The organism is Niastella yeongjuensis (assembly GCF_900110245.1).
GTDB lineage: Bacteria > Bacteroidota > Bacteroidia > Chitinophagales > Chitinophagaceae > Niastella > Niastella yeongjuensis.
This window is the reverse complement of record NZ_FOCZ01000004.1, coordinates 578,825-595,863: the sequence shown is the minus strand read 5'-3', so window position 1 is coordinate 595,863 and position 17,039 is coordinate 578,825. Positions and strand designations below refer to the sequence as shown.

Here is a 17,039-nt window from a genome sequence, read left to right as displayed (position 1 = left end):
ATTGTTGAATAGCTTAAAACTTGATCTGCAATTTCTGGCTTACCAGTTTGTCATCTTTGTAATACTCATACAGCCACTCTTCGTTTTTCTTGAAAACAACACCGGCTACGGCACCATTTTGTGCAATGTAATAATCGGGTTGTGAAGTTTTGAGCAATGACATCACTTTTTTGGGCGTTGTATCTATCAACTGAAATCCATTTGGGGTGACCTGGGCATATAAGGTGCCCGTGGCATCCGTAATGGCAGCTGAAGTGGCTACTGCTGCCGCAGGAGCAACCGCTACCGGAATGGCTGTGGCAGTTTGTGCGGGGGCTTGTGCGAATATAGTACCATCATATTGATAGGGCGCTGCTTTCAAAGTAGTATAGGCATCTCTCAATGCGCCGTCGTAGGCAACCGGAAATTCCTTTTCGCGGCTTTTGCCTTCTTTGCTTTTGAAAATCACATTACCCTGGCAATCCTTTAACAGGAGGGTAAGATTGGTAACAAAAAGCCCTTTTTTCTCGGCTACATCGGCCATCAGTGCACTGCACTTGTTGGCAGCCACATCCTGCGGGATCTGGCCATTGCTCATAAACGCAGTAAAGCCTTTTTCTTCCAGCAGGTCTCTTACTAAAGAGTTCAAACCATATTGATTTTCAGACTTGGAAAAGGAGAACTTTTCAGGTACAATTACATATTTGTAATTGTTGAGATTATTTTGTGCATGGGCGGTTACGGTAAATAATGCCAGCATCAGAAATACGGGTGCTTTCATAATATAACTTGCTTCGGGTTATGACGAATATAGGTAAAAGTAAAACAAGTTAAACACTTTCTTATTTTGAAGCCGGTATTACACACCAGATAGTATTGGCGGCATCATCGGCCACCAGCATATAATTTTTGGTGATGGCCACACTCATATATTTACCATACATACGGGTTACCGGGGAGGTATTTATTATCTCCCATACAATATGATGGCGTTCACTGCCTATTTTTCTACTTCCAAAGAAGCGTCGTTTACAACATTAAGGGCCGGTTTCTTTTTTAACAGGTTTATTTAAATATCCTCAAGCGGTTTCCTGTTGTAGCTTTTTGCTGAGGGCCTCTTCGAGCGCTTCCGGTAAGGTAGCGGAATCTTCATCGGTGTCTAATGCAGTCAGTCGCTTTAAGTCAGTGTCCCAGATAAATACATGTTGAGGCCCGCCATTAACGGTTACGTAATATCTCTGTTCATCATTATATGTAAATGCTTCTGCACTTACCAGGTAGGGAACATCATCTACCACCAGATCGTATGATTTGCGATTTGCTGGTTTCTTTTCCGTTGGGCGGTTGTCGGCGAATGCCTGTCCACCTTGTTTGTTTTTATCTCCACGTCCTGCCATAATATTGATTTTTATACGCTATTTCGCACATTAATTATGCCAGCCGGTATTGCCTTGCAGGCGCAACAATTCGTGGAATCAATTATCCAGGCCGGGGTTTGTTGAACATCATTGCCTCATTTAACAATCCAACAATGTTGGTAAACAGGGAATCATTTACTTTTGCCGCCATTAATTACAATACTATCTTATGGAATTTTCAAAGACCTACACGGCGAAAGACGAACACATCGATTTTCAGAATATCATGGATGGATTATATTATCCATTTTATATGGAGTGGTGCCGGCACGATTACATTAAAGAAGTACTCGGTTTTGATTTTATAAAGGAAGCAGAGAACGGGGTGAATATGGTGTTATCGAAATACACCCTGCAGTTCGTACGGTCATTGAAAAAGGGCGATGAATTCATTGTTACCTGCAGCCCCATGGTAGATAAAACCAATAAATCGGTCCTGCATTTTAAACAAACCATTCTGTTGAATAATAAAGTGGTAACAAAGGCTGTATTCTCCGGAACCTGCGTAGGCGCCAATGGCCGGCCCTTTTTACCCGAAAATTTGCTCGATAAACTGGCCGATGCACCTGAATGGGATGGACAATTATAGAAAACTGGTGAAAATCTGCGTTTTTTTAGTTGCTAAAACGCGTTGGCTACCAATAGGAAAATGGGTTTAAACCCTTGTTGGACACGGTTTTGCAAATTTTTTGCAGTCTTTGCCATCATAAAACCGGCAAAAAGCTGGTTAGGAACGCGCCCGGTCTCGCTGTACTTTTACATCATCAACAACGGTAGCAGAGTAAAGAGAAGAAGAAAATGAGCAGCTACCACGAAGCTTAAAGCTTCACACGAATTAGATCTATCTTTTTTTTCATATGGCAAGCAATCGTTAGAGGTCGTCTGTTTCTACAGAGGACTTTTTTCTTTTATAGCCCTTCCCCGGAACCGGTTTTTGAGGGGGACACATTAAATTCCTGTTTGTAGCTTCTGGAAAAATGGCTCAGATCTTCGAAGCCCAGCGAGAGATAGATGTCTGAGGGTTTTTTATTTTCTTTCAGTAATTGACTGGCGGCCTGCAACCTTCTTTTACGGAGCCAGGTATTGGCTGTCATGCCGAATTCCTTTTTAAAATCTCTTTGGAAAGTGGAGAGGCTGCGACCCGATAATTCTGCGAACTTACTGATGGGAATATTGAATCTAAAATTCCTTTCCATGAAAACAACCAGATCAAGTTTGATATATTGATCTGGCTGAAACATCCATTTAAAATGATACGGATCCTGTTCAATAATCGCTTATATTGTTTCGTTTAATTTACTTCTTAACAGCGCAGGACCTGGCTGATAATTGTTTGTGTGATAGCTTAGCAATGATTCCAGTAAGCCCTGCATGGCAGGTTTGGGTTGAAGCACAATAACGGATGGATGGTTGTCTGTGTCATTTACAAAAGAGGGTAGATCCTTTGACACTAAATAATCCTGCAACAGTTCAGGAGAAAGCACCACAAAGATAATTTGATAACGGCCTCCTTTATTAGAAGGCCGTTTTTCGCACTTAACCAGGTAGTTCTTTCGGATCAAAAACGTATCTCCTTTAACATAAATTTTTTCGCCTTCGATGTCCTGCATTTTCAGTTCACCGTCAATGATGTGACAAAGGACATGTGCGTGAATGCATTCCTCTTGCGAATGATGTGATTCGGTGTCTGAATGATAGGTTATTGCTCCGTCCAACTTCAACATACCTGTTTTATTTACAAGGGCTGATCTGATGGCCTGATGATCAGATCATTTACCGCAACGTTTCCTGGCTGACTGATGGCATAAATAAAAGCATCTGCAATGGCGTCTGCATCGAGCCTTGTCCATTTACCGTAGCTGCTGAGCATGGAAAATACTTTTTCGCTGGTAATGTCATGTCCAAGTTCTGTTGTAACTGATCCGGGATAGATCGTCGTTACTTTGACCTTGCCTGCTACTTCCTGTCGCAGGGTATCCATTATTGCCCTTACTGCAAATTTAGTGCATCCGTATACTCCGCCGGAAGGAAATGTTTTCAGTCCACCAACTGACGAGGTTGTAACGATGTGACCAGAACCATTTGACAGCATGGTTGGCAATACAGCATGGATGCCATAAAGCACTCCTTTGATATTAATGTCGATCATGCGTTCCCATTCATCTACCTTTCCTTCTTCAAAAAATGACAAAGGCATAATGGCTGCATTGTTCCATAACACATCAACCTTTCCAAATTGGTTGATGGCGCCTGAAACTACGAGGTTAATCTCTTCCCGTCCGTTCCGGATAGTTTTTTTGCAGCTGCCGCTCCTATTCCGCTGCTTGCGCCTGTAATTACAATAACCTTGTTAGTTAAATTTTCCATGCATTTTTTTCAGCAAATTTCCATTTCTGCCAATCCTGTTGTTAGACCAGGGTGGTCAATTTGCTTGTCTGAAATGGTCAAAACACAACAGCTACTTTAAGTAAAAGAAAGAGGGCCCCTGCCAACTGGCGGGAGCCCTCTTTCTTCTATAATAATGCCTTTATTCTTCGTGAGCCAATTTGATACAGGCTTCCAATTCTGCTAAGAAAATGGCTGCTCGATGGTGCCGCCAGTACCAGCCGGTTCTTCTGTTGTGCCAGTTCCCAGGCCATCGCCTTGCCAACACCGCTGGATGCGCCCGTGATCACAATGGTTTTAGGGAGTTTTTCCTGCTGGCTGTTCATAAGCTTTTTCCTATTTTGCTTCAAGAAATACGCCAGGCGGCGCCATCGAACAAAAGGCTTCCCAGGGTGTTATATACATAGTCATATTAATTTAAATATTTATTTTACAGCATGAATAGTTGGAAAAGAGTGGAGGAGATAGAAGATTTCTATACCCTTTTGGAAAATTCGGCAACAAAACCTCAGATCATCTTCAAAGACAGCACTACCTGTGGCATCAGCGCCCATGCAAAACACCGCTTGAAAGAGGGTTACGGGCAACTGGAAGGCAAGGTTGACTTCAATTACCTCGATTTACTGAGCTTTCGGCCTATTTCTAACCTGATAGCCAAGGAGTTAAAGGTTACCCATCAGTCGCCCCAGATCATTGTGTTGAAAGACAAACAAGTGGTGTACACCTCTTCGCATCATGCTATAGATCCGGCAGTTATAGCTCGTCATTTGTCGTAATTTTTACGACATTTGCCCTTTTCAATTACTATGAAGGTATGCATTGCTGAAAAGCCAAGCGTGGCCAGAGACATTGCAGCAGTTATTGGCGCCAAACAGAAAAAGGATGGTTATTTAGAGGGCAACGGGTACCAGGTAACCTGGACCTTTGGGCATTTTTGTACCCTGAAGGAACCCCATGATTATACCGATCAGTGGAAATACTGGCGCCTGGAAGACCTGCCCATGATCCCGTCAAACTTTGGCATCAAACTCATTCCCAACGATGGCGTACAAAAGCAATTCAAGGTCATAGAACAACTGGTACAGGGATGTGAAGAAGTGATCAACTGTGGTGACGCCGGCCAGGAAGGGGAACTGATCCAACGCTGGGTTTTGCTCAAAGCCCAATGCAATGCGCCCGTTAAAAGGCTATGGATCTCCTCCCTGACAGAAGATGCCATCCGCGAAGGTTTCAATAAGCTAAAAGATTCCACTCAATACGATAATTTATACGCAGCAGGCAGCGCCCGTGCTATTGGCGACTGGTTGCTGGGCATGAACGCCACCCGCCTGTTCACCAAGAAATTTGCCTCCGGTAAAACCGTTCTGTCTATTGGCAGGGTGCAAACGCCCACACTGGCGATGATTGTGGCGCGGCAGAAAGAGATCAACGCCTTTGTTTCAGAAGAATACTGGGAGTTAAAAACAATCTACCGCGAGGTGGAATTCACGGCTACCATAGACCGCATCAAGGTGCTTGACCGGGCAGAGAAAGGCCTGGCCTATTTGAAAGAACACCCCTTCGAGATCACCTCATTTGAAAAGAAAGAAGGGAAAGAAGGCAATCCCCGTTTGTTCGACCTGACGGCCCTGCAGGTGGAAGCCAACAAAAAATTTGCTTATTCTGCAGATGATACCCTGAAATATATTCAGAGCCTGTACGAGAAGAAAATGGTCACATACCCCAGGGTTGATACCACCTATCTCTCGGAAGACCTGCATCCCAAAATAGAAGGCATCATGCGCGACCTGACGCCTTATGCGGCTTTAACGGCGCCCATTCTGGCTAATCCCATTCCCAAATTAAAAACAGTTTTCGACGATAAGAAGGTGACCGATCACCATGCCATCATTCCTACAGGCGTATATCCTTCCAATCTTTCCCCTGAGGAGAAACGTATTTATGACCTGGTGGCACGCCGGTTCATTGCAGCGTTCTACCCTGAATGTAAGATCAGCAACACCACCGTATTGGGCAAAGTAGGACAGGTGCCTTTTAAAGTAACCGGTAAACAAATTCTGGAATTAGGCTGGCGGGAAGTGTATGCCAATGATGTAAAAACAGAGAAAGAAAAAGAAGAAGAGGAAGAAAAGGTGTTGCCCCTGTTTGTGGTAGGGGAGAGTGGTCCGCATACGCCGCGGATCCATAAAGGAAAAACATCTCCACCCAAAGCTTATACCGAAGCTACGCTGTTGCGCGCTATGGAAACAGCCGGTAAACAGGTAGATGATGAAGAAATGCGCGAACTGATGAAAGACAATGGCATTGGCCGTCCTTCTACCCGCGCGAATATTATAGAAACGCTCTTCCGTCGCAAGTATATAGAGAAAAAGAAGAAAAATATTTACGCTACGCAAACCGGTATCGATTTGATAGATACCATCCAGACTGAATTGCTCAAGAGTCCCGAACTCACAGGGATCTGGGAACGTAAATTACGCCTCATAGAAAAAGGCGAATATCCAAAAGACACGTTCAAACAGGAGCTGATCCAAATGGTGATCGACCTTACGGTAGAAGTAAAAACGGCTACGTACAGATCGATTACTGTTGTGGAAGCGCAGCCGGAGAAAAAGGAAAAGGAATCTGCCGACAAACCTAAAAAAGAACCCAAACCCAAGGAGCCGAAAAAAGCAGTGACCATTGATGAACAGCAATGCCCCAAATGCAAATCGCATCCGTTGAAGAAAGGCAATACCGCTTACGGCTGCGCCAACTTCAAGGTCTGTGGTTTTAAAGTTCCTTTTGAAGTGTTTGGTAAAAAACTCACCGATAAACAAATCGCCGATCTGTTAACGAAGGGGAAAACAGGTAAGGCGAAAGGGTGGAAAGTTGCCGGCGCTGAGCAGGAAGGGAAATTGATTTTGAATGATGCTTTTGAGCTGGTGATAGAATAGCTACCTGATCTTTGCTAAACTTCCTGCATATTTACCGATAATTGCGTGGATCTCTTCCAGCTTAAATGGCTTGGAGATATAATCATTCATGCCCGATTCCAGGCATCGCTGCTTGTCTTCGTCCATGGCGTCGGCTGTTAATGCTATAATAGGAATATTATTATGGGTTGTTTTTAGTGCCCGGATATGCCTCGTGGCAGTAAAGCCGTCCATTACAGGCAAATTAACATCCATAAACACCATGGCGGGCATATGCTTTGTTACCATGTCAATAGCCTCTTTACCATTTCCGGCCTTTATTACTTCCAGTCCCATTTTTCGCAGCACTTCGGAGATCAATAACATATTCATTGGTTCATCTTCCACCACCAATATCCTGGTTATATCTGGTATGGTTTCAAACATTGGAAAAGGATCTTTATATCCGCTTTCAAAGGCAACAGGGGAGGTTGTATTGGCTACTTTGAAGGCCATACTGAATGTAAAGCTGCTGCCTTTACCGGGAACACTATCTACCGTTAAACGGCCGCCCATTAATTCTACCAGCCGTTTTGAAATAGTAAGCCCCAAACCGGTGCCTCCATACTTGCGGGTAGTTGAGTTATCTGCCTGGGTAAAGCTGTCAAAAATTGCATGGAGTTTGTTTTCAGGAATGCCAATGCCGGTATCTTTTACGGTGATATCGATGTCTATATACGTATTTCCATGGCTGTTGTAGATATAGTTCGGCTGCACCATTATCAATACCTCACCTTGTGAAGTAAATTTAACGGCATTACCTATTAAATTCGTCAATACCTGTTTTGTGCGAAGTGGATCGCCAATCAATTGCGAGGGAAGTGCCGGGTTTATTGAACAGACTACTTCCAGTTCTTTTTCTGCTGCTTTAATGGATAACATCTCTACGGTCTCTTCTACCAGCCCCGACAAATCAAAAGGTAATTCATCGATCAACATCTTACCGGCTTCAATTTTTGAAAAATCAAGAATGTCGTTAATGATGTTCAGCAGGTTGTACGCCGATTTGCTTACGTTCTTTAAATAATCACGTTGTGTTTTGGGCATATTTGTGGTCAATACCAGTTCGGTGAAGCCAATAATGCCATTCATGGGCGTACGCAATTCGTGGCTCATATTGGCCATGAAATCACTTTTTGCTTTGCTGGCTGCCTCCGCATTGTCTTTTGCTAAAATCAACTGCTGCTCCATTTGAATGCGCTCGATGGCGGCTCCGAAGGTAATGGCAAATGATTTAAGGATCGAGAATTCCGTTTCTGTCCATGATCTTTCGTAACAATTACTTAAAGCAACAAACCCCCAGAACCGGTCTTTTATAAAAATGGGAATGGCTGCCACTGAACCAATGTTCCTGTTTTCAAATATCCGTTTCAATGTAATGTCTTCTACATGCCTGGTAAAACGAAAATAAATGCCGTTATTTTTTAACACGTTGTAGACATGAGGCATCATATTGAAACTGTAATAAACCGGCGGCTGCGCCTCTATTCTGTCGGTACAGCTCGACCACCGCATAAAAGTGTCGGCATAGATAAGTCCGTCTTTTTCATTGTGGCGCATTTTATAAATATTAACCTGGTCAACATCGATGCCTTTGCCCAGTGAACGAATTGTTTTGCCAACGGCTTCGTCTAAGCGGTCATTGGAAATAAGTTCATGGGTAGCCTCGGTGACTGCCTGCATCAACTGGTCTTTTTTATACAGGTTGGCAGATGCCGTCGTCAATTCCTCTTCACTGGTTTTCAGTTTATCGCGCATAGCGATAAGTGCTTTTCCCAGCGTATCTTCTTCTCCAAGGGGGTGGAATGGAATTTCAAAATTTCTTTTTCCTATTTCATGGGCAAATAAACTGGTCACTTGCAGTTTTTCCGATAAATTGTTTACCGCTATAACCATTTCACCAATTTCATCAGTGGTAGTGTGATGGGTTAATTTGCAGGTGATGCCTTTTCCCATGTCATTCACAATGTCACGGATGCGATTTATAGGAGAAATGATCTTTTTGATCAGGTATACAGATTGCAGCCATCCAATCAGGATAAAGGTTGCGATCAGCGTAATGATAAATGTTCGCAGCCTTGTTCTGGCTTTTTCCAGGTTCTCGCTGGCGCGAAAATAAATCCTCCAGCCATGATTATGTATGTTCTGCAAGGAGTTTATGATAGCAACCGTTTGCGGCAGCACTTCGGCTTCCAGCTTTCGTTGAGCTTCCATTTTTACAACCGGGTCATTATAGTCTTTGAACGTCTGTAAGGAATTCATGATCTCCTTTTCTGCCCGCTCCAGCTGTTCATATCTTACAAACACCTTTTGCAGGCTGTCTGTTATACCTTGTTCTCCCCAAACTGTGGTATGACTAATTATCCTTTTCTTTAGAGAAATGTATTTAAAATCGTGGATTTTCCTGAGCAGCGCTTTGTCTTTTTCATTCGAGCGCAAAAACACCCAGTTGGTAGTGCACATTTTCGATTCCAGTACCAGCGCATTAAGATCATCTATGCCTTCTACAGATGGCAATACCTCATCAATGATCCTTTTCGATAATTTATGGTTATGCCTGAGGGTAATGATGGTTATGGCCCCATTGACAATAAATAAAAAGCCCATGAAATAAAAGCTCAGGGCTATCCTTCTTTTTATACTCAGTTTCATGGATCTCGGATAATGGATTCGGTACTTAGATCAGTAATTACAATACGTCGTAAGTACGCAATAAATTATACGAGGTACTGAGCGGGGATACAAATATTTTAAATTATATATAAATACCTATTTCTATTATTAAAAGAAAGCACTTAGTTGTTCAATTCCCTAATTATACTTCCGCTTCAACCACTCTTCCGGTACCGGAATAATGCAAATATTCATTGATTTATTATCTGCCGATAACATGGCCGATTGAATCTCTATCCGCGTACCATCCGAGCTCATCGTGGGGTGCGGATGATCGCCTGCAGTAGCTTTGTGGCCCGTGGAAAGCATGATCATTTCACCGGTATGCCGGTCGATCAAATAAATGCTGCGCGAGAAATCATCGCCTACTGCCCAGCGTCCATCAGCAGAGCCATGTACATGCCATAAACCACTGCCGCTTTTTGTTTGTCCGGCAATTACCATTTCTCTTGTTCTCAAATTCACAATGGCCAAACCCGTTGGCTTTTCACGTGTTCCGGAAGGGCCCCAGGCTGCTTCCTGACCGGGATTCACGCCATTCCACGCTGTACCTGCTGTGGTGTTATTGATCGTTTTGGGAATGTTGCGGTGACCCATGATCGCCATGGCTACTTCATCTTTGGTAATAACGGCTTCATGCGTTACCCATTCGTATTCCGATTCTGGATACAAAGGCCGCAGCCCTGTACCGTCGGCCATTACCGTCCAGGTTCGTTGGGGAGATTTACCACCGGTTTCCCAGCAGAAAACAATTTCACCGGGCACCCAGGGATTTGTTTGAATATGTCCTATTTGAAAGGGAACGGAAACTATATATTTGATGCCACCGGTGGTAAGGTTCATACCGGCCAGTCCCGATGGGCCGGCACCCATGTTACGCGGACCGAAATTACTTTCCAGTTTGGTGCCAGGCGCCAGGTGTTTGGCAGCTTCGGAATGGCTAACGCGAAAGTACACCTGGGTTTCATCTGCATCTAATCCCATATCTCCACCGCCATTCAGGGAATCTGAAATGGTTCCACATACACGTTGGTACACGGATGCTTTTTGCATATGGCCCGCTTTACTATCGGCAAATACCCTGGCCAGGTCGGTCTCAACTACCTGCAGGACGCCGTTTCTTTTGCTGGTATCTATTGGGTGCATGTAGTACAATTTCATCGATTTCCTGGCCACACACAACATACCCGTATAACCACCTTCTGTCACCTGAACCTGGTCGCCTGTTTTTTCATTCACCGCCAGTACCTCACCCTTTACACGACCGCTTCGGAAAATGAGCCATTGACCGTCGGCCGTCCATTGGTTATGGGTTTGATAAATTTTCGCATCCCCGGTGGGCGTACTTGTCAGGAAGGTAAGTTGAACGCCGGTGACCGGGTCTTTTATTACTTTTCGTTCTGAGGGAAATCTTTTACCAATTTGTGAAGAGGCGGAAAGCGATGTGGCAAATAATACAGCTACCAGTAAGGAAGTTTTCATTTTCATACAGCAATAGAATTAGAAAGCAAAAGCGAATCGTGTCAATCAAATATATTAGGTGTGCTCATGATAACCATCCTGCTGTGTGTGGTCTTTTATCAAATTTTAATTTTAATAAAGGTGTTTTTAACCCTTATATTCGTAATCAAAGGCAGAGGGCAAAGGGCAGAAGGCAGAGAGCCAAATTCACTATTGTTTTTTTACGCTTTTGAAAATAACGATGTATGCTGAAAACAACATTGCGGCCATTGGCAATAGGGATAAGTATGTGGGCAGTTACTGCGCAGGCCCAAACCGTAAAACCCTTTACGAACAGTGTAGGTATGAAAATGATCGGTGTGCAGAAAGGGACCTTTAACATGGGAGCTGAAACCTCTAAATTTCAGTTGGGGGAGGTTACTGTTTATTCCAAGGATGCGCCTTATTATGATGAGACACCGGTGCACGCCGTTACTATTACCGCTCCGTTTTATATTTCTGAAACAGAAGTTACCATCGGGCAATTCAGCCGGTTTAAAAAAGAATACAAGGGCAGCGATCATTTTAAACCGTACGTGTCTGGCATAAGCTGGAATGAAGCCAGTGAATTCTGTAAATGGTTAAGTAAAAAGGAAGGAAAAACCTATCGCCTGCCCACAGAGGCGGAATGGGAGTATGCCTGTCGGGCTGGCACGCAAACGCTGTTTTGGTCGGGCAATTCACTCCCCACTGACGATACCAATCCATGGGGAATAAAGAACATGCATTCGGGCGTAGCGGAATGGTGTTACGACTGGTATGGTGAATATTCCGAGGCGGCGCAAACAGATCCTGTTGGTTACACGGCAGGTTTGTCAAAAGTGATCCGGGGTGGGGCAGCGCATACTTCAGAACTCGAAGACAACTCGCCAGACTTTCATCCCATAACCGATGCGGCTTTTTACCGGGCTGCCAACCGGGCCAGTATGCAACCTGATTGTCCGGCCACAGGCACCGACCAGGTAACGCCGCATTTTGTTGGGTTCAGAATAGTACAGGGTGCCCTGCCAGTTACCCAGCCGTTACCTGTTACAGCCAGTTTTCCATTACAGGGTGTTAAGCAAAGCACCACGCAATTTGCACAACTGGGTCCTGATGCCACGCAACCCTATTTTAAAGCGCGCCAGGTGATGGCAAGTCCGCCCGATCTTACGTATCCCTGGGAAAATCAAGTGGCAGGACTACACCCGGCCAACCAGGGCAAAGTACACAGCAGCGGTTTTGTCGCCTGTCCGAATGGCGATCTTTTACTGGTTGGCTTTTCTTCTTCCCGGTTAAAAAGCGAATCGGCTTACAATACAACGATGGTGGTTACCCGCTTACGGGCAGGCGCTGAAGGCTGGGAAATGCCCGGGTTGTTTTATGACAGATCGAACATCAATGACCAGTCTGCCTTATTGTGGAATGACAATGGAACGCTATGGTTCTTTGGCGGCGGCAGGGGATTGGGTAACATTCCATTTGTATTTACCAAATCTACTGACAACGGTGCTACGTGGAGTGCATTGCAAACGCCAGTGATAAAAGGTGGGGTAGAACCATTTGCGCCCCAACCTATCAACAGCGCATTCCGGGCACCCGATGGCACCATCTACTTTGGCAGTGACGCCATTGATGCCAGCTCCTTTTTATGGGCCAGTAAAGACAATGGTAAAACCTGGTACGATACAAAGGGCAGAACCAAAGGGCGGCACACCACGTTCGTGATGCTGAAAGACAACCGCATCCTGGGTATGGGCGGAAAGAACTCCAACGTGGAAGGTTATATGCCGCAAACCTTTTCCAGCGACAATGGTAAAACCTGGTCAGGTAATACAAAATCTGCTTTTGCAGCACTCGGTAGCAACCAGCGGCCAGTGATCATGCGGTTAAAAAGCGGCCGGTTATTTTTTGCCGGTGATTACCAGGATATAAAAATGATGGATAATCCGCCCCCAAAAGACATTACTGACCGGGGTTCTTATGTAGCGCTGTCTGATGATGACGGCAAAACCTGGACCATCAAAAAACTCGAAATGGCACCTGAGCACAACGACTGGCATGGCGTGGTAAAAAGAGGCAGCAAACCACAACACGGTTTTGGTACCCTGGGGTATTGTGCCGCTACACAAACGCCCAATGGCGTCATTCACCTGATGACCTCAAAAGGAAAACCTTCCATGCACTTTGCCCTGAATGAAGCCTGGATCCTTTCCGGTTTTACAGGTGAAGTGAACCAGCAACCAGGCAACGATAGCAGTGGCATAAAACAGATAGAAGAGAAATACAGCAATGGAAAAACGCGGATAACATCAGGCGGCTTCCTGGGTAAAAATGGTTTTGTACTGCAGGGCAAAGAAGCCTGGTATTACGACAATGGCGTCAAACAATATGAGGCAACTTTTAATAAAGGCGTGCTGCAAGGAATGGAATCTTATTGGGATCGAGATGGAAAACTATTATGGACCCGCGATCATACACCTTATGGTACCACGGTATGGACAAACTATTGGTCAAACGGCGCGAAAAGATCAGTGTCTACCTGGTGGGGTTTAACAGCTACCGGCCCTGCCACTTCCTTTGACCGTGATGGAAAAGTGTTACACCAGATAATGTTCGATGAAGGAAGACGGGTGGTTACGGAAGCGAAGAGTGAGATACAGGAGTAGTTTACGGGATAAGTTTGGTTTTCGTTGTGTAAGTAGCTGTTGCAAGTTTCAGGTTCCAGGTTCCAGGGTGCCGGTTACCGGTAGCCGGGAGCGCGGCCATTGGTCTTGAGTCTGAAACCCGGAACCCGGAACCTGTCTTCTACAATGTATTCGCCACCTTCTGCGCCTGTGGCACCAGCGTAGTTAAACTGGCAATATCAATGGGCTTGCCGGTATCGATGCTGTTCCTGGCGGCAATACCTACCAGGCAGGCCAACGAACCATCCCGGCTGCCGGCCGATTGATGCAACGGGTCGCTTTCATTCATAAAGATCTGTTTGCGTAACCGCACATCACCACCGCCATGTCCGTCTTCATTATTGGGAATACGGAATACTTCTCTTTTACCGAAAGTGTGTGTCAGTTGGATCTCATCAAAGGCTTCTTCTTCCCAGGGTTGTTTTTCCTTGATCCAGGCATCGAGTTTACCTTTGGTGCCATTGAAAGAAATGCGATACCCTTCGTAAGGGGAATATGCCGTGAGGGAATAACTTACCTGCACCTGGTTGCTGTACATAATTTGTACGGCCATTTTATCAAAGATGTCGATGTCCTCTTTAAACACGCAGCCATCACGCATATAACCATCGTACTGTTCATTGGCGGCGTAAATATTCATCAGCCTTTTATTGGCCGTAAGATCAAAATAAAAATTGCATTTGCTTTTGTGTGGGCAGGGCCTGCAATGGGTATGGCGGAAGGGGCCATTCTTTCCATAAACATCCAGGTTGCCATAGGCAAACACCTGTTTGGGGTCACTGTCTATCCACCAGTTCAATAAATCGAAATGGTGCGATGCCTTGTGTACCAGCAGCGAACCGCTGTTTTTACGTAACCGGTGCCAGCGGCGGAAGTAATCGGCCCCATGGCTGGTATCGAGGTACCAGTGAAAGTCAACTGATTTAATGTCCCCCACAGCGCCGGCCCGTAGCAACTCGTAAATTTTTACGCGGTGTGGCGAATACCGGTAGTTAAAGGTAACCCGTACTTTTTTGCCGGTCCTTTTTTCGGCATCCAGAATTTGCTGGCATTTCATTTCGTCGGTGGTCATGGGTTTTTCGGTAATGATATTGGCGCCATACTCCATGCCTTTTACGATGAACTCGTTGTGTGTGCCGTCTACCGTGGTTACTATCAGCGTGTCGGGTTTTGTTTCCTTCATCATGGCATCAAAATCCGTATAGGTGGGGCAGTCTACCCTGAGTGCCTGTTTGGCGTATTCCACCCTGCCTTTATTGATATCACACAGGCCAACAAATTTTACATGTTCGGGAAATTCGGCTACTACCGGTTCGCCCCACATGCCGGTACCGCGGTGACCGGTCCCTATCATGGCTACGCGCATGGGTTTTATAGTTGGTGTGAAGGCTGCTTTTAGCGCACCGGGAATTAATAAGGCACTGGCTGCGGCGCCGGTTGTTTGTTGTATGAATTTCTTTCTATCCATCGTTAGTTGTTTGTTTTAATTATTCATATGAATGGTCCCTGGTGGCGCCAGGGTTATCAAGTCTGGAATGTCGTAATAATTTAGTACGCCTGTTATCACATAGGAATACCAGTTAAGTGCTGTTGGTTTTTGTAAAATGTCTTTGTAAGAAGACAGCCCGTTATACAGATACAATTGTTTAATGCGATTGTCCAACACAAGGGTATGCAAAGCCGGTAGGGTGAGCAACCCGGTTGCATGCATGGTTACCGGCAACGATTGCATGGTGCTGTCGGCTGTTGCAAAGTCAAGCAGATTTATCATGTCTGTTACCCGCTGCGCTACCAGGGAAGACCCAATGTGCAGGGCAATGGTTGCATTGCGGTATTCTTTGTTGTAATACCTTGTTTCGTTCAGGGAGGCAGGGTCTTCCAGTTCACCCGTGCCACTGATATCGCATATCAGGGTGATGTACCCCTGGCTGGCGTATTGTTGTAGTAAGGAGGTACTGTCTGCAATTTTCCGTTTGCCGCCATCATGTAACCAGATCAGTGTACCAACAGGTTGTACGGTTGGTTGTACAATAAGTACCGGCAGGGGCAGCTGGCCTTCCCGCCTCAGGATGGCTTTATTATAGGTAATACCCTGTTGCGTATATGCTGGCTTGTATTCTACATGCACGGGCGTATGAACCGTTTGTAGGCGCAGTAATGCCTGTATGCCTTTTACTATGCTTGTGCGGGGTTGTTGCAGAAACTGCTTCCGGTGGGGGGCGGTTTCCTCGAACAGGGCCTGGTTTTTTTGCGCCACACTGATCTCATTGGGGTAGGTGGTACTGACCTGTCCGGTTGAAGTGGCCTGCAATTGTTCCGGGGAGAGAATGGGTATGGGTGTTTCGCGCCGGAAGGTGCTATCATGGTACAACCATTTTTTGAACCAGCTGGCGGCGGCTTCTCTTTTTGGTAAGGAAAGCCCATGTCCGTCATCGTAGGCAAATAGTTTAAACCGTTCAGGACTTCCGATGGCCGTATATAACTGCTTCAGCTCATTACAGGCAGATAGCGTTCCTATGAAGTCGATGCTGTCAAACCGCCCGGCCAGGATCAACAGGGGCGTAGGAGCGGCTGCAGCCAGGTAATCGCTCATTTCCATCAAGGCAACGCCTTCGTTGGGCAACTCCACACATCCATCAGTGGGGCCATCGATATCATACATTCTTTCGCGCGACGACAGGTAGCTGCAAACCGCGATGGCCTTTATTCTTTTTTCAAATGCGGCGAAATAAATGGCCTGCATACCACCGCCCGAATTGCCAATACAACCGATGCGGGCTGAGTCGACATCAGGCCGCGTAATTAAATAATCGAGCCCGCGTTTGTTGTCCCATACCTGGTAAGCCGGAGTGGAAGTGCCAAAAAGATTACTGGTTTCATTCAACAATGTATGTTCTTTTTTGCCCGGTCGTTCGTGCCGGCTTTGTTCGGCTGTAGTTACCTGTAATCGTTCACCCTGTCCTAAGGGATCTATCACCAGTACCACAAAACCATTTTTAGCCAGCAGGCTGGCGGTTTGCTGATACGATGGGGTGAATTTGGCCGGATCTTCATGGCCGCATAAAAAAACAATGGCCGGATAAACGCCTTTGCGTTCCGGCCGGTATACATTGGCGGTTACATGGTGCTGGGGAAAACTTTCATATACTACTTTTTCAATGCTGTACCCTTCCTGCTTCACAATCCCGGTGATTACCGGGTTCAATGCGCCACCCACTGGCATTTGACCTAATAAACGAAGGCAGGCCGACCTTGCTGCTTTGCCATATGTAATCACACTTTGTGTTGAGATCGTTGCCTTGTTAAACCGGGTTCTTCTTTCGTCATACTGCCGGTGAGCCTTTTGCAACAGGTAATCGTGCAGGGAACCACTACTGCTCCAATCCATCACGGTGAACGATTGTTGCGCAAAAGTCATTATCGACGAAAGGGTACAGCAAAGAAAAAGTATCTTCTTCATGGCC

The 17,039-nt window shown here is 45.5% G+C and carries 14 protein-coding genes; 4 read left to right on the top strand and 10 right to left on the bottom strand.

Features of this window, described 5'->3' with window-relative positions; genetic code table 11:
* Window positions 1-13: 13 nt before the first annotated feature.
* Entirely contained in the window at window positions 14-760 is a 747-nt protein-coding gene (locus tag BMX95_RS13665) for a hypothetical protein (RefSeq protein WP_081204652.1), read from the bottom strand.
* Window positions 761-1,058: 298 nt separating this feature from the next.
* Window positions 1,059-1,376: a hypothetical protein gene (locus BMX95_RS13660; protein ID WP_081204653.1), complete on the bottom strand. Its 318-nt coding sequence runs from the start codon at window positions 1,374-1,376 to the stop codon at window positions 1,059-1,061.
* Window positions 1,377-1,566: 190 nt separating this feature from the next.
* Between BMX95_RS13660 and BMX95_RS13655 the strand changes: the two genes are divergently transcribed.
* Complete coding sequence (locus BMX95_RS13655) at window positions 1,567-1,986, top strand: acyl-CoA thioesterase (protein WP_081204654.1); 420 nt, start codon at window positions 1,567-1,569, stop codon at window positions 1,984-1,986.
* Between the two features lie 319 nt (window positions 1,987-2,305).
* Here the strand turns inward: BMX95_RS13655 and BMX95_RS13650 are convergent, their stop codons facing one another.
* From BMX95_RS13650 to BMX95_RS13635, 4 genes are all read right to left on the bottom strand, one after another.
* Window positions 2,306-2,593 (bottom strand): helix-turn-helix domain-containing protein, encoded by a 288-nt coding sequence (locus tag BMX95_RS13650; RefSeq protein ID WP_165759116.1) that lies wholly within the window; start codon window positions 2,591-2,593, stop codon window positions 2,306-2,308.
* 81 nt (window positions 2,594-2,674) lie between these two features.
* Window positions 2,675-3,121, bottom strand: a complete 447-nt coding sequence (locus tag BMX95_RS13645; RefSeq protein ID WP_081204656.1) for a cupin domain-containing protein — start codon at window positions 3,119-3,121, stop codon at window positions 2,675-2,677.
* Window positions 3,122-3,132: 11 nt separating this feature from the next.
* Window positions 3,133-3,618, bottom strand: a complete 486-nt coding sequence (locus BMX95_RS13640) for an SDR family oxidoreductase (RefSeq protein WP_242673271.1) — start codon at window positions 3,616-3,618, stop codon at window positions 3,133-3,135.
* Window positions 3,619-3,910: 292 nt separating this feature from the next.
* The gene (locus BMX95_RS13635; protein WP_081204657.1) at window positions 3,911-4,108 is read right to left on the bottom strand and encodes a hypothetical protein; all 198 of its coding nucleotides are present in this window, start codon (window positions 4,106-4,108) and stop codon (window positions 3,911-3,913) included.
* Window positions 4,109-4,219: 111 nt separating this feature from the next.
* Here BMX95_RS13635 and ytxJ point away from each other — a divergent pair, with 111 nt between their 5' ends.
* The gene (ytxJ, locus tag BMX95_RS13630) at window positions 4,220-4,558 is read left to right on the top strand and encodes a bacillithiol system redox-active protein YtxJ (protein WP_081204658.1); all 339 of its coding nucleotides are present in this window, start codon (window positions 4,220-4,222) and stop codon (window positions 4,556-4,558) included.
* A gap of 30 nt (window positions 4,559-4,588) precedes the next feature.
* A complete protein-coding gene (locus BMX95_RS13625) occupies window positions 4,589-6,718 on the top strand; it encodes a type IA DNA topoisomerase (protein ID WP_081204659.1) in 2,130 nt (709 codons plus the stop codon).
* On the opposite strand, the gene BMX95_RS13620 is transcribed toward BMX95_RS13625, so the two are convergent.
* Both BMX95_RS13620 and BMX95_RS13615 read right to left on the bottom strand, forming a co-directional pair.
* Window positions 6,719-9,388 carry a response regulator gene (locus tag BMX95_RS13620; protein WP_081204660.1) on the bottom strand — a complete coding sequence of 890 codons (2,670 nt, stop codon included), beginning with the start codon at window positions 9,386-9,388 and terminating at the stop codon, window positions 6,719-6,721.
* Between the two features lie 159 nt (window positions 9,389-9,547).
* Complete coding sequence (locus tag BMX95_RS13615) at window positions 9,548-10,897, bottom strand: TolB-like translocation protein (protein ID WP_081204661.1); 1,350 nt, start codon at window positions 10,895-10,897, stop codon at window positions 9,548-9,550.
* Between the two features lie 218 nt (window positions 10,898-11,115).
* Between BMX95_RS13615 and BMX95_RS13610 the strand changes: the two genes are divergently transcribed.
* Window positions 11,116-13,557, top strand: a complete 2,442-nt coding sequence (locus BMX95_RS13610; RefSeq protein ID WP_081204662.1) for an SUMF1/EgtB/PvdO family nonheme iron enzyme — start codon at window positions 11,116-11,118, stop codon at window positions 13,555-13,557.
* A gap of 139 nt (window positions 13,558-13,696) precedes the next feature.
* On the opposite strand, the gene BMX95_RS13605 is transcribed toward BMX95_RS13610, so the two are convergent.
* Window positions 13,697-15,043: a Gfo/Idh/MocA family protein gene (locus BMX95_RS13605; RefSeq protein ID WP_081204663.1), complete on the bottom strand. Its 1,347-nt coding sequence runs from the start codon at window positions 15,041-15,043 to the stop codon at window positions 13,697-13,699.
* A gap of 15 nt (window positions 15,044-15,058) precedes the next feature.
* Window positions 15,059-17,035, bottom strand: coding sequence for an alpha/beta hydrolase family protein (locus BMX95_RS13600; protein ID WP_081204664.1), 1,977 nt, complete (start codon window positions 17,033-17,035; stop codon window positions 15,059-15,061).
* Between the last annotated feature and the right edge of the window lie 4 nt (window positions 17,036-17,039).

Coding starts and splice junctions, on each gene's coding strand:
- BMX95_RS13665 (WP_081204652.1), bottom strand. CDS start 760: ATGAAAGCACCCGTATTTCTGATGCTGGCATTATTTACCGTAACCGCC.
- BMX95_RS13660 (WP_081204653.1), bottom strand. CDS start 1,376: ATGGCAGGACGTGGAGATAAAAACAAACAAGGTGGACAGGCATTCGCC.
- BMX95_RS13655 (WP_081204654.1), top strand. CDS start 1,567: ATGGAATTTTCAAAGACCTACACGGCGAAAGACGAACACATCGATTTT.
- BMX95_RS13650 (WP_165759116.1), bottom strand. CDS start 2,593: ATGGAAAGGAATTTTAGATTCAATATTCCCATCAGTAAGTTCGCAGAA.
- BMX95_RS13645 (WP_081204656.1), bottom strand. CDS start 3,121: ATGTTGAAGTTGGACGGAGCAATAACCTATCATTCAGACACCGAATCA.
- BMX95_RS13635 (WP_081204657.1), bottom strand. CDS start 4,108: ATGAACAGCCAGCAGGAAAAACTCCCTAAAACCATTGTGATCACGGGC.
- ytxJ (WP_081204658.1), top strand. CDS start 4,220: ATGAATAGTTGGAAAAGAGTGGAGGAGATAGAAGATTTCTATACCCTT.
- BMX95_RS13625 (WP_081204659.1), top strand. CDS start 4,589: ATGAAGGTATGCATTGCTGAAAAGCCAAGCGTGGCCAGAGACATTGCA.
- BMX95_RS13620 (WP_081204660.1), bottom strand. CDS start 9,388: ATGAAACTGAGTATAAAAAGAAGGATAGCCCTGAGCTTTTATTTCATG.
- BMX95_RS13615 (WP_081204661.1), bottom strand. CDS start 10,897: ATGAAAATGAAAACTTCCTTACTGGTAGCTGTATTATTTGCCACATCG.
- BMX95_RS13610 (WP_081204662.1), top strand. CDS start 11,116: ATGCTGAAAACAACATTGCGGCCATTGGCAATAGGGATAAGTATGTGG.
- BMX95_RS13605 (WP_081204663.1), bottom strand. CDS start 15,043: ATGGATAGAAAGAAATTCATACAACAAACAACCGGCGCCGCAGCCAGT.
- BMX95_RS13600 (WP_081204664.1), bottom strand. CDS start 17,035: ATGAAGAAGATACTTTTTCTTTGCTGTACCCTTTCGTCGATAATGACT.